Origin of the sequence: Niallia sp. FSL W8-0635 (assembly GCF_038007965.1) — a bacterium.
GTDB lineage: Bacteria > Bacillota > Bacilli > Bacillales > Cytobacillaceae > Niallia.
This window is the reverse complement of the sequence record NZ_JBBOYD010000001.1, coordinates 386,239-399,331: the sequence shown is the minus strand read 5'-3', so window position 1 is coordinate 399,331 and position 13,093 is coordinate 386,239. Positions and strand designations below refer to the sequence as shown.

General features: G+C 35.6%; 13 protein-coding genes. 1 reads left to right on the top strand and 12 read right to left on the bottom strand.

Annotated elements, in window-relative coordinates; genetic code table 11:
• The 7 genes from NYE52_RS02070 to acpS all read right to left on the bottom strand — a co-directional run bounded on the left by NYE52_RS02070 (position 1) and on the right by acpS (position 5,437).
• Positions 1-402: an anti-sigma regulatory factor gene (locus NYE52_RS02070; protein ID WP_341191552.1), complete on the bottom strand. Its 402-nt coding sequence runs from the start codon at positions 400-402 to the stop codon at positions 1-3.
• Positions 403-405: 3 nt separating this feature from the next.
• Positions 406-762, bottom strand: a complete 357-nt coding sequence (locus NYE52_RS02065; protein ID WP_031540168.1) for an STAS domain-containing protein — start codon at positions 760-762, stop codon at positions 406-408.
• Positions 763-1,322: 560 nt separating this feature from the next.
• Positions 1,323-1,673 (bottom strand): type II toxin-antitoxin system endoribonuclease NdoA, encoded by a 351-nt coding sequence (gene ndoA, locus NYE52_RS02060; RefSeq protein WP_016201246.1) that lies wholly within the window; start codon positions 1,671-1,673, stop codon positions 1,323-1,325.
• Positions 1,674-1,677: 4 nt separating this feature from the next.
• A complete protein-coding gene (locus tag NYE52_RS02055; RefSeq protein ID WP_016201247.1) occupies positions 1,678-1,959 on the bottom strand; it encodes a CopG family ribbon-helix-helix protein in 282 nt (93 codons plus the stop codon).
• Positions 1,960-2,304: 345 nt separating this feature from the next.
• A complete protein-coding gene (alr, locus tag NYE52_RS02050; RefSeq protein WP_341191551.1) occupies positions 2,305-3,474 on the bottom strand; it encodes an alanine racemase in 1,170 nt (389 codons plus the stop codon).
• 206 nt (positions 3,475-3,680) lie between these two features.
• A complete protein-coding gene (locus tag NYE52_RS02045) occupies positions 3,681-4,691 on the bottom strand; it encodes a LolA family protein (protein WP_341191550.1) in 1,011 nt (336 codons plus the stop codon).
• 395 nt (positions 4,692-5,086) lie between these two features.
• Positions 5,087-5,437, bottom strand: a complete 351-nt coding sequence (acpS, locus tag NYE52_RS02040) for a holo-ACP synthase (RefSeq protein WP_341191549.1) — start codon at positions 5,435-5,437, stop codon at positions 5,087-5,089.
• A gap of 108 nt (positions 5,438-5,545) precedes the next feature.
• On the opposite strand from acpS, the gene NYE52_RS02035 reads away from it, so the two are divergent.
• A complete protein-coding gene (locus NYE52_RS02035; protein WP_341191548.1) occupies positions 5,546-6,271 on the top strand; it encodes a rhomboid family intramembrane serine protease in 726 nt (241 codons plus the stop codon).
• 55 nt (positions 6,272-6,326) lie between these two features.
• Here the strand turns inward: NYE52_RS02035 and NYE52_RS02030 are convergent, their stop codons facing one another.
• The 5 genes from NYE52_RS02030 to NYE52_RS02010 form a co-directional block, all read right to left on the bottom strand.
• On the bottom strand, positions 6,327-7,754 hold the full coding sequence (locus NYE52_RS02030; RefSeq protein ID WP_341191547.1) for a PH domain-containing protein: 1,428 nt from the start codon (positions 7,752-7,754) through the stop codon (positions 6,327-6,329).
• Positions 7,747-8,226 (bottom strand): PH domain-containing protein, encoded by a 480-nt coding sequence (locus tag NYE52_RS02025; RefSeq protein WP_445669085.1) that lies wholly within the window; start codon positions 8,224-8,226, stop codon positions 7,747-7,749. Before NYE52_RS02025 ends, NYE52_RS02030 begins: the two co-directional genes overlap by 8 nt.
• 199 nt (positions 8,227-8,425) lie before the next feature.
• Positions 8,426-9,892: a DEAD/DEAH box helicase gene (locus NYE52_RS02020; RefSeq protein ID WP_341191545.1), complete on the bottom strand. Its 1,467-nt coding sequence runs from the start codon at positions 9,890-9,892 to the stop codon at positions 8,426-8,428.
• 994 nt (positions 9,893-10,886) lie between these two features.
• Complete coding sequence (locus tag NYE52_RS02015) at positions 10,887-11,579, bottom strand: alpha/beta hydrolase (protein ID WP_341191544.1); 693 nt, start codon at positions 11,577-11,579, stop codon at positions 10,887-10,889.
• A 138-nt stretch (positions 11,580-11,717) separates the two neighbouring features.
• Entirely contained in the window at positions 11,718-13,079 is a 1,362-nt protein-coding gene (locus NYE52_RS02010; RefSeq protein ID WP_341191543.1) for a UDP-N-acetylmuramoyl-tripeptide--D-alanyl-D-alanine ligase, read from the bottom strand.
• Between the last annotated feature and the right edge of the window lie 14 nt (positions 13,080-13,093).

Genomic DNA, 13,093 nt, shown 5'->3' with positions numbered 1-13,093 from the left:
CTATCTTAGCCACTTCACCGCCTGAATTTCTGTACCCTCGCCTATAGAGGTTTTGATATCAAACTCATCCATCAACCGTTTAACACCTGGTAATCCAGCACCTAACCCACCCGAGGTAGAAAAACCGTCTTGCATTACTTGTCTTATATCTTTAATACCAGGACCACTGTCAACCGCAATTAGTTTTAAACCCGCTTTTCCATTATCAAAAAGCTTCTCAATACAAATTTGTCCTTGTCCAGCATACAAGTATATATTTCTTGCAAGCTCACTAATCGCAGTGGTAATGCGTGCTTGATCGACGGTACCAAAGCCGAGCTCTCTTGCAATGTTTCTACCTAATTGCCGAGCTGCAACGATGTCCCATTCATTTATGATTTTTACACAGGATTGGTCTCCCATAGGTCAATCCTCCAATTCCTGTTGTAATTTCTCCAAACCTTTTTCTAGATCTAAGGCAGTTAAAACATCGTTCAAACTGATACCTAGCTCTACTAAGGTGATGGCAACAGCAGGCTGAATCCCTGTCAGTACCACCTTAGCCCCCATTAGCTTTGACATGCCGATAACATCACCTAATACTTTGGCAATAAATGAGTCTATAAAATCAATGGAAGTTAAATCAATAACTACTCCACTTGCACTTGTCTCATGAATTTTATTTAATAAATCCTCTTGAAACTGAAGGGCTGTTTGGTCATCTAATTCCCATTGAATGGACACTAGTAAATAGTCATAAAGTTTTAATATTGGTATTCTCACTCTATTCACCCAAAACCAACCAACTTTCTTTTTAATATATTTTTTATCCTTTTCTTTTAGAAAGGCTTTCTTTTAATGAACGGAGCTAGTGCTAAAATAAATACTAATCGCTTCCTTGGACAATTATCTAGAACAAAGTTAACTCTTTTTTCTAAGAAATATATATCCAGTACGTTCATTACCATCGATTTAATGGCTCCCTATTGATAAGGTAGCTTCCCTCTATTTTATCACATAAAAAGATACTTTCTATTTTCAAAAACGGATATATTGAAAAACAAACGGCATTTTTGGGCATTATTTTTCGCTTAGAAATCAACTTATCCACTATGTATATAGATGTTGACTTTTCTATATTCCCTTTTCCGTTAGCTTTGAAACCTTTTTCAAAAAAATTATATCATTCCCTTAAAACTCTTCGCTTTCTCTTCCATGTACTCTTAAAAACAAACAAGAACCTCCTAAAAGGAAGTTCTTGTTTGTTTTCATTTATTCAGGGTATTTCCATACAGAGCAGAAAACTAATAAAAAAAGCGCTACAAAATGAGCGCATTCTATACTTAAAATTCAATGAGACCTAAACTAATCTGTAGAGCTTCATCGACTTTTTCCATCATTTCCTCATCGAGATGAGTAATTTTGTCCGTTAGCCTCTGTTTATCTATCGTACGAATTTGTTCTAAAAGAATTACTGAATCTCTTTCAAAACCATATCGCTTCGCATCAATTTCCACATGAGTCGGCAATTTAGCCTTTTGAATTTGGGCTGTAATTGCTGCAATAATGACTGTGGGACTGAACCGATTCCCGATGTCGTTTTGAATGACAAGTACAGGACGGACGCCGCCTTGCTCTGAACCAACAACTGGGGATAGGTCTGCAAAATAAACGTCACCACGTTTGACAATCAAAGGATTACCCTCCGCTTACAAGACGTTCTACTGTATGCTCTGCCTCGTATTCTGCGAGAAAGCTTTCTGATGCAATGGATAAATTCAATTTAGCCATCTCCATATATCCTCGTCTCATCGATTCGCGGATATGTCTCTTTTTCCGTTCGCGAAGATACATTTTCGTTGCTTGATAAATAAATTCACTACGATTGACATTTTCCTGCTTAACGAAGCCGTCCAATTCAGTTAACAAATGCTTTGGTAATTTTATCATGATCTCTGTCGTTGCGCTGGATTCAGACACAAACACACACCTCCACCATCACTACACACCATTTTTAGCTCTGCTTTTTTTAATCATACCACTAATAACTGTTTCTGCAAAGTCCATTCAGCAATTCTACTGTATTATCCACCAAAATTTACCCCTTTTATGCATGAAAGAATAGAAAAACGAAAAATATTCTCTAATGCAATAGGGATTCATCCTTTTTTCATTTAATCATATTTCTAGATGGTATATGTGACCATATATAATGTATTCATTACACTCATAATCCATTACTTTTATTTAACACAGATTTAAAATTAGTCTTTTTACAATAATCGCCAAAATTAATTTTTGCTATACATCTTTAATGACGACCTTTTAATCTAGCTCATTAATTAAAGGATTTACGGTTTCCTCAAAGATACCATTTTTTTTATACACCCTTGGAACTCTCGAGGAAATCATACATGTTACTTCATAATTGATTGTTTCTAATTTAGCTGCAATTTCATTGACAGAGATCTCTTCATCCTTTTGCTTTCCAATCAGCGTTATTTCTGTACCTGGTTCTAAAGAGTAAGGCAGCCTAATCATGCATTGGTCCATGCAAATTCTCCCTACAATTGGTACTCTTATTCCATCAACAAGAACCTCTTGCCCTTGCAGTTTACGCAACCATCCGTCCGCATAGCCAATTGGTAAAGTTCCAATCCATTCCTCTCTTTCTGCCTCATACGTGGCACCATAACTCACTTTATCGCCTTTATTTAATTGCTTTACTTGAATTAATTTTGTGCGCAAGGAAAAAGCTTCTTTTAAGGAATAAGGCAAATCTGGTTCAATCTCTAGGGATGGTGTTAATCCATACATGGAAATTCCCATACGAACAGCATTGTATTGTAAATCCGGATACAAAAGACTTGCCGCACTATTACTGCAATGAATGATTGTTGGCAGCTGCGAAAATGCATCAAGCAGTTCCTTAAAACGCTGAATTTGCTTCTCAAAGTAAGAAGTATTCTTTTCATCCGCTGTCGCAAAATGAGTAAAAACTCCTTCCACCACAATATTTGGATGATTTATCAGTAATTCTTCCACCTGCTGAATCTCTTGTTCCTTTCTAAAGCCTATTCTCCCCATACCTGTATCTAATTTTAAATGAATAGCTAACGAAGTACCCTCGTTCAAAAATAGAACCGCTTCTTCTAACCATTTCATATGGTAAACGGTTAATGTCACCGAATATTTTATAGCCAGCATTACATCACGTGGCCTGCTTGCTCCAAGAACAAGAATAGGTGCAGTAATACCACATTTTCTTAAATGGATTGCTTCATCTAAAAAAGCTACAGCTAAATAATCTGCCCCCGACTGCAAGGCTGATTTTGCGATTTGTAGAGCTCCATGCCCATATCCATTTGCTTTCACTACCGCTATTAATTTATTTTCAGGATGTAATCTCTTTCTTAATTCACTAACATTAAATGCAATAGCATCAAGATCAATTTCCACCCATGTATCTCGATAAAAGGTATCTTCTTGATTCAAAATCCTCACACGTCCTTCATCTAATTACAAACTTTTACTCTAAATTATTCTACTGATTGAACTACTTGTCAATTCCAATCCTTTAAGTTCATTATGTATCGTTCTCTAAAATAAAATTAAACTGATCAACCAAATGTTAATATATATTTCGCCTGCCTATTCCATGAAAAAAACAGCCTCTACATTAGAGGCTGCTTGAAATAAGCTTATTTAATCGCTTCTCCTTGTACAGAGCGCGCAACTGTAACTAGTTCATCACGAGTTAAATCAGTCGATGCAATGGTATAATCGACGCCTTCGAACGTCCAAGATACTTTAGAATCTGTAACTTCCCCAATGGTAAAGCCTAAATCCACTGGATCTCCCTTACTAACAATTGGCCCCGCTGTTGCTGGTGCTACCACTGCTTTTTCCTGAATAATCGTATAGGACTTTTCCCCATCATAGGTTAAAATAACACGATTTCCGTTTTCCGTAGCCAATTTCTTCTCTTCCACTAAACTAACGCCTTCTAGCGGTTCTTCCGGATATTTCACTGCAAATTCTTTATCTTCTACTTCTCCCATAACAGGGATAACCATCTTAGCTGCTGTCATGCTTTTTTGTAAATCAAAATCCTTCTTATCAAAGGATACGTCAAATTTTACATTTGAGAATTTAACTGTAACAAGGGCTACGCCTTCTACATCCTTAACCTTGACACTTACAGGAGATAGATCTTTTTTGCTAAAAGTAATTTCCTGTGTAGGAAGCATTTTGTTATTCTGATAGCGCGTTTTTGTTTCAAATACATAATACTTATCTGTAGCAGAAAATTTCACTTCTTTATCTTCTTCAATATCTTTCACTAAAGACTCATAAAGATAAGCCTGACTACTATTTTCTGGCCACTCGCTTTGAAACTTAAAGCTTTTGTTTAAAGCTGGAGTTAAAACATATACGCCTTCTTCATTTTTCAAAATCATTTGACTCTGATTCTTTGCCGAATTCTTTAAGTTTACTCGATAAAAATCTGGGTCCTTATGCCAGACCTCTACTTCGTACGTTTGCGGCTCTGTTCCCATTTTGAGAGTCATTTCGGCGTCTGCTTTATACCCCTTGGTCTCGACCTTTTCTTTTAAATCAGTCAGAACATCTTCTTTCGATTTTGTTCCACAGGCAGTTAACAAAAGCATGACCGTTAGCCCTACAAATAGCAACCAAATCTTCTTGTTCATTTTTTCAACTCCCTTATTCTCATTTCACGTAGAAAGAGAGAAAAATAAGTAAACAGCATTTCTAGTAAAAAAGCCAAATACAATCCTCCATTGGATTTTTCTATTAGAAACTGCAATCCCATACTTGTCTCTCCTATTTCTCTATGAATATATGAGACAACCTTCAGGAATATGCTACTTGGAATAATAACTCTTTAAATTGCAATTTCATGTTTTACCATGACATTCTTTAGGGAAACAAACTTTTATCAAAAAGACAGCTTTCGTATAGTTTGTTGCTATGAACCGCAGTATGAAAGCACTCCATATATCTCATTAATTTATTTTTCCTATTAAAAATGCAGCTTTTAGAAAAACAGCAAAAAAAAGAAAACGATGAAATACATCTCGTTTCCTCATCCTTCAATAATAACTTGTGCAAAGGCATATTGTTTACTATGAGTGATAGATAAATGAACACCTTGAGAAAAAGGCTTTAGAATGCAAGGCTTCCCTTCCTCCTCATAGCCAATTTCAATATCCAAAAAACTTAGTTTTGCGCCTATCCCTGTACCAAGTGCTTTTGAAAATGCTTCTTTGGCAGCAAATCTCCCTGCTAAAAATTCACTTTTACGATGACCAGCCAGTTTCTGATACTTTTCCAATTCTTTATCAGTCAAAATTCGCTTGGCAAAATTCGGCTTTCTTTGAACCAAGGTTTCTATTCTTTCTATTTCCGTTATATCAATTCCTGTCCCTTTAATCATAAGACAACTCCTTCTATTCCATTCTATATGTGCATAATATATTGTATCTTTTCCTATTGTTTGGCTATGATTGTAGAAAGAAGCTTAATTAGGAGGTATCAAATACGATTGTTTACCAGAAGAGAAAGCTTTAAAGAGTATATTACGTATTATCCTATCGTCTCCCTGATCTTACTCATTCATTTAATCCTATTTTTATTAACGAATCTGCCCATATTTCCTAATAAACAACTTTTAGAAACAATGATAGGGGTCAATCTATATATTGTAGAAGGAGAATGGTGGCGACTAATTACTCCTATTTTTATTCATGGAGGATTTGCTCATCTTTTATTTAACAGTTTTAGTATTTTCTTGTTTGGACCAGGATTAGAAAGAATCCTAGGCAAATTTAAATTCCTCTTTATTTACTTAGTTACCGGTATTGCAGCAAATATTATCACACTACTTATTGAACCACTCACTTATGTTCATCTAGGTTCTAGCGGGGCAATTTTTGGTCTATTTGGCTATTATATTAGTCTAGTCGTTTTTCGAAAAGATATTATTTCGCAAAGTAATGCACAAATTATTACAACCATTGCTGTTCTTAGTTTAATCATGACATTTTTACAACCAAATATAAATATTGTTGCCCATTTATTCGGATTTTTAACGGGTCTAATCATTGGTAGTTTATCTGAGTCAAAGGGAAAGAAGATTATTTCTAGCTATAAAGAGGAATGGTATTATTTAAAACAACAGTTACGGCGCAAGAAAAAACCTGAAGCAAAATCGGTTATTATTTGGATTATTATCTTTGGTCTAGCACTTATTGGCTTTCTTAGTCAGTAGGTCATTATTTATCTTATTACAAAAGAAGGCTGCCTCTTGAAGCAGCCTTCTTTCCCTATCTAAGCGAATACCAGTCATATACTTTCTCCACATCTTCCTTTGCAAGATCTGTAACCACACCAGTTGCTCCCCCAGCGCCAGAAAGTACTACCCCTTCAATAGAGGCCAGATTCCCCTTTCTTTGCCACCATCCCTCTGTGTAATAGAGGGCTTGAATACGATTACGCTTCATAATGAAAGTCGTCTTATGGAATTGGCGGAAGGATAAGGATAATTGTTTACCCGAGACACAGTAACCCGCCGAGCGATAATTCCAATACCCCCACGATGGTAAAATCAATAATAGTAATAGTGATAACATCCCCCATCCTTGGAAAAAGTAGATGAGTGCACCAATTACAGGTAGTGCGATCCAGCTATTCTTGATTATATATCTCCAAACAGATCGTTTTGGTGGCGGAGTAAGTTGCTCTATCCATTCATATTCTGGCACCACTTTATTTAATAAAATCGGTAAGTCTTTTTTCTTGAGTAATGGAACTGCCAATACACTTGCAGCCTCCACATCATTAAACGAGCCTCCAGCACTAATTAAAGAAACACTAACTAAGTTAAACGGCTGTCTCAGCATCGATTCTGTTATTTTAACTGCTTGAATACGCTGTAACGGAATCGTAATTTGCTTTTTCTCGATTAGTCCCCTTGTAATAATCAAATCATCCTTCGTCTTTGACAATGTAAAATTCGCATATTTCAGTAGTGTTATAAACAATGATAGAATCCATAAAACTACAAACACAAGAAAGATCATAATAGAAATTAACGCCAAACCACTTGTGATGAACTGTTGAATATGGTCATAAATTTTATTATAGGGGATTAAATCTTCAAACTGTGAAAAAAAAGCAACAATGGCTGAGATAATTACCCCTACTCCACCTGAAGTGGATGCCAAAATAGCTAATTGTTTATTTGTAATACGGTAGATTTCTCGTTGAACAGGTTCTAGCTCATCCATTACTTCTTCTGATTCCATTTGTTCATTCTTCTTTTGAACAATATATCTTTTTAAATCTTCTGCAACGGTTTTAGAAATAGCAGTAAGTTCCCCTTCTGCTTCCACTCCTCCTGCTGTTTCTATCTTCACTTTCACTAGGCGAAATGGTCGATGAAAAATACCTTCCGTCAAATCAAGACTTTGAATTCTTTCAAAGGGTATATAACGTTTTTTCTTAACAAATACCCCATACTCTATACGTAATTCCTTTCCCACCACATAAAAGGTAAAATAATTCCAGTGTAAAAAACCACTAATTAAAATGATGACAAGGAAAAGGGATACTCCTAAAATCGTATATAATCCCCAGTCTGTAGGCTTTCCACCAAGGAGAATCAATCCAATAAAAGGAAAAATAATTTCCTTTAAACGCTTTAAAATCACATATACAACCGAAATAGGATGAAGTCTTCTTTTTTCAAACATCCTCTTCCGCCACCTTCGTTTTGCTGGAAATATAATGTCTAATTTCCTCTGCCTCCTCTACTTCAAGGACAGGGATTTCATGTATGGTGGCAGCGGTTGAAATAGAAATGGTCGCAAGTCCGTACTTTCTTAACAATGGTCCTTGCTTCATATCTACATGCTGAACCCGAATCATCGGAATTAATGTTCGTTTAATTACGATGACACCTTGCTGTATTTCAATTTCATCTCCTCTTACTTCGTATCTCCACCTTTTCCACTTAATAGGTGGTAGGATTCCAATTGTAAGAGCGACGTGAATAAGCAGATAAATAATGGTAGCTATACTTATAAGTACATGCCAATCAAAAAGAATGGCCAGCGTGATTAAAACACCACCAATACCCATCATAACTAGAGATGATATCACTCCTGTTAAGCGCCAAACCGTTATCCCCTTTTTCGATAGTCTATTTCGAGGTACCGTAATCAATTGCATTCCCCCTTATTTTCCATTTTGTCTGTTTATACTAACTATATACGAAAATAGTAGAAAGTGGTTTCAAAATTTTCTATGCAATTTGCATTAGTCTCCTTCTTGTAAATAAGTTGTTCCTAAAATTCTTTAAATTATTAGCACTAAAAAAAGCGTCAATGAAGGGTAATCTTCATTGACGCTTTAATCACTTTACTTAACGATAAGATTTAGATTTGTTGTACCCACCACTTGATTGACCTTGACGTTTATTACTGCTATATCCTTGACGTGGGCGCGGATTATGATTTTTACGACCACCACGATCATTATTTTTATCATATGGTTTGCGGTCACGTTTTGATGGTAATGGTTTCTCTTCTGTCAACTTAACAGGTGTTGTATCCGGTTCTTTTGTGAGCATTTTTAATACTGCCGCAACGATAGTCGAAGCATCTTTTTGCTCTAATAATTCATCTGCTACATTACGATAAGAATCTAAATTGTTTTCATCAATAATTTGCGAAATTTTTTCGATGACAGCTTTTTGCTGACCTTCGATTGCTTGATCCACTGTTGGCGGAATCATCTTTTCCATTTTTCTCTTTGTTGTTCTTTCAACAACCTGAAGATAAGATCTTTCTCTATACGTAATGAAGGTAATAGCGACGCCTTCTTTACCAGCACGACCAGTACGACCAATACGGTGAACATAGCTTTCTGGATCTTGAGGAATATCGAAATTATATACATGCGTTACACCAGAAATATCAAGTCCACGTGCAGCTACATCTGTTGCAACAAGTATATCAATGGTTCCTTCTTTAAATTTACGAAGCACAGACATACGTTTTGCCTGACTTAGATCTCCATGAATTCCTTCTGCTGTATACCCACGAAGATTTAAGGCTTCAGAAAGCTCATCAACACGACGTTTTGTGCGACCAAAAATAATTGCAAGCTCAGGAGACTGAATATCCAATAATCTTGTTAGAATATCAAATTTTGTTTTCTCCTGTGTTTCAATATAATACTGCTCAATTAATGGCACCGTCATTTCTTTCGCTTTCACTTTTACTACTTGTGGATCTTTCATGAAGCGCTCCGCCATTTTTCTAATAGGTGCTGGCATTGTAGCCGAGAATAGTAACGTTTGTCGTTCTGTTGGAATTTTTGAAAGGATAGATTCAATATCATCAATGAATCCCATATTTAGCATTTCATCTGCTTCATCCAATATAACTGTTTTAACACTATCCAATCGAAGTGTTTTACGATTAATATGATCTAAAATACGTCCAGGTGTACCAACAATAATATGAGGGTTTTTCTTTAATGCACGAATCTGGCGATTTATATCCTGACCGCCGAAAATAGATAAGACTCTTGTACGTTTGCCGTATCCGATTTTGTATAATTCTTCTGATACTTGAATCGCAAGCTCTCTTGTCGGCGCAATAATAATCCCTTGAATCACTTCATTTGCTACATCCACTTTATCCACTAATGGTACTCCAAAAGCAGTTGTTTTTCCTGTTCCTGTTTGTGCTTGACCAATTAAGTCTTTATTTTGAAGACTTAACGGAATAGTTTCTGCTTGAATAGGTGTTGCTTCTTCAAACCCCATTCTTTTTAATGATTTCATTGTAGCAGGACTAATACCTAAATCTTGAAACTTTACCAATATATCCAATCTCCTTCTAGTCATTAAAAATATCCATAAACAGATGGAGTTACTCCATCATGCCAATCATCGTATGTACCTCACTTTTCTAAATGAAACATAATAAAATGGGCATATCGTATTCATCACATTATGCCTTTTCCCCATACAATTAAAAAGAAACTTATGCTCGTTATTATATAAATGATGAAAGTTATTGTTGGTGTCAATAGCCTTACAACCTTTATCAGGAGAACGATGAGGTATATGCTACTATTTTAAGTCTTATTAGTTATGAGATACTATTTAACCGAGTTATAAATAGGAGGAAATTTCAAATGACTTCTATTTATTTTTAAGACTGTTTTCCAAATTGTTTGTTGCTATTATCCGTAGAATTAATTTTTCCTATTGATAATACAACAATCTTTTAGAAAACAACCTATTTTAATACTATTAGCTCTGTTACCAATTTGTGATTATGTTTATTTCTCTTAAATGAGAATCTTCAAAATTCACGTTCAAAAAAACATGATCTTTTTTCACGGAGCTTTAACAAATTAGCTAATTTGAGAAAAGTTAGCCAAATACAAAGAAATAATGCTTACTTCCCTTTAAAAAAAGAGGAATGTCTATTGCCACAAAATACTTCTTAGAAATCATTTCTCTCTATTTGACTAATTTATCGTTACCAAGGCTATTATTCTTACTACTATTATGCCCGAAATGTTAAGTTTCTTCACGTTACTTTTAAAAATAATCTTATCACTAAGAAATACGCTTTGCAATAAATTGGGTATTCGAAAATCGAGGTTTTATAGGTGTTTTTCTCTTCACCACAGTGTAAACGCTTTACTAACAAAAGCAACTATGATGTCACTATATCCTTTGACCTACTCTCGCTTCTCGTCAGCCTTTTAAAGAGAGAAATTGGATGACAGAGCTTGCCAATCCTACTCTCCCCAATCAAGCATGATTCTATACTTCCCTGCATTTTATGATGGTTGCTTTTAATTTATGAGGTTTCCTTGAGGAATGTTATTATTTCTTGAAATAATGTTTCTCTTCTCTCACAATGACAAATTAAGTGCTTGGATTCCTCGACATAGATTATCTTTTTATTCTCAGCGCGAATCGTATTGTATATATAGCTTGCACTTTTTAATGGTACAATGCCATCTTTCTCCCCTTGGGCAATTAATGTTGGGACGTGGATGTTGGATAGCAATGGTTTTACATATTGGACAAGTTTTCGGAACTGGATGGTTGCGGCTAGAGGGGTACTTTTTATTTTGTTCATATAGCGAGTAAATTGCTCATTTTCTTTCATGCGACCTCGGAAAAAATCAGCACAAATAATTCTTATATCCTTTTGAAGCTGGACAAAATTAATATAATAAGCTGCTGCACTCAGTAAGATTAATTTCTTTACTGGATATTTCGTCGCTAAGTAGCTTGCTATTAATCCTCCCATCGAAAAACCAATAACATAGACAATTTCATGTCTTTTTAATAAATCCTTTAACGATTCTTCTGCATGCTGGAGCCATTCATTAAACATAATTCCTTCTAATCTTAATTCCTTCCCATGCCCAGGAAGAGTTGGGATTACACATTCCCAATTGGTATGGTCCTGAATATATTCAGCTAGTGGTTCCACCTCCATTGGGGAACCTGTAAATCCATGTATACACAAACAAGCTGTCATTTTACCCCTCCTTCTCAAAGACACATTTTACACTATAATAGTAACTTTATCCACTATTTCCGTTTATTCTTATAAAAAAAGCCAAACCTATTTAAGAAAACGTTTTTCGCGTATCTAATAAGGCTCAGCTTTTTTTTATTATTGGATAGCCTTCACGATTTCCTCTAGCTTCATTCCTCTAGAGGCTTTCACTAAAACTACTGTCTCTTCATTTAAATAAGAAGCTAATGTTTCTATTAATGGCTGTTTATCTTGGAAAGAGAATACGTGATTTGCCGGAAGAACTGTTTTTGCCCCTTCTGCAATGAAATTACCCAGCTTTCCATATGTTAATACGTAATCTATTCCTTCTAGATGCTCTCCCATTTCATAATGAAAATCCTCTTCTTTATCCCCTAGCTCTAACATATCACCGAGGACGGCAATTTTCTGTTTATAACCTGGCAGCTTCTTCAAAACGTCAATCGCTGCAAGCATCGAAGTAGGACTGGCATTATAGGCATCATTAATAATTTTCACACCAGCATTTCCTTCCACTAACTCCATGCGCATATTAGTAAGCTTCAAGGATTGAAGCCCTTTATTCATTTCTTCAAATGGAATGTTAAAATATTCTGCTACAAGCATTGCTGCTAAGGCATTTAAAATATTATGGTTTCCTAAAACAGGCAATTCAAATGGATCAGCTATTTTGTTAATATGAAAAGCACTTCCATTGTCCAGAGCTTTGATTTGAAGAGGGTATAAATCATTAGAAGGATTCATCCCAAAGGTTTTCGCATCAATGATACTATCATTCATACGACTTGAAAGAAGGGGTTCATCGCCAAAATAAACAAATCTGCCTTTGTCTTTCAATCCATTTAAAATTTCTAGCTTCGCCTCTGCAATTCCTTCTCTTGAACCAAGATCTTGCATATGGGATTCGCCGATATTTGTGATTACAACAATATCCGGTTCTGCTAATCTGCTCAAAAAGTCGATTTCTCCGCGACCACTCATTCCCATTTCTAATACAGCAATATCTGTATCCTCTTCTAAACCAAGAACTGTTAAAGGAAGACCAAGATGATTATTATAATTACCTTCTGTTTTTTGTACTTTATATTTTAAGGAAAGGAGACTTGTTGTCATATCCTTTGTAGATGTTTTTCCATTACTGCCTGTAATTCCCACTACCTTTACACTTAATTGCTGAAGATAACTTTTAGCAAGGGCTTGAATAGCAGTTAAGGAATCCTCCACAAAGATAAGTGGAAGATTTTCTGGTGGATTTGGAACATCCTTTTGCCAAAATGCTGCAGCCGCTCCTTGTTTAATCGCATCTGCCACGTATTGATGACCATCCGTTCTTTCTCCCTTAAACGGAATAAATAATTGTCCTGCGTCAATTTTTCGGGAATCAATGGTTACTCCATTAATTTGAACATCTGCATATTGTGCGAAAGAATCCACACTTCCTGCCATTTTTGCTATTTCCGCATATGTACGTTTAATCACGATAAACCCTCCTT

Excerpts from the sequence above, each read along its gene's own strand:
- NYE52_RS02070 (WP_341191552.1), bottom strand. The coding sequence starts at position 402 with ATGGGAGACCAATCCTGTGTAAAAATCATAAATGAATGGGACATCGTT.
- NYE52_RS02045 (WP_341191550.1), bottom strand. The coding sequence starts at position 4,691 with ATGAACAAGAAGATTTGGTTGCTATTTGTAGGGCTAACGGTCATGCTT.
- acpS (WP_341191549.1), bottom strand. The coding sequence starts at position 5,437 with ATGATTAAAGGGACAGGAATTGATATAACGGAAATAGAAAGAATAGAA.
- NYE52_RS02030 (WP_341191547.1), bottom strand. The coding sequence starts at position 7,754 with ATGTTTGAAAAAAGAAGACTTCATCCTATTTCGGTTGTATATGTGATT.
- NYE52_RS02015 (WP_341191544.1), bottom strand. The coding sequence starts at position 11,579 with ATGACAGCTTGTTTGTGTATACATGGATTTACAGGTTCCCCAATGGAG.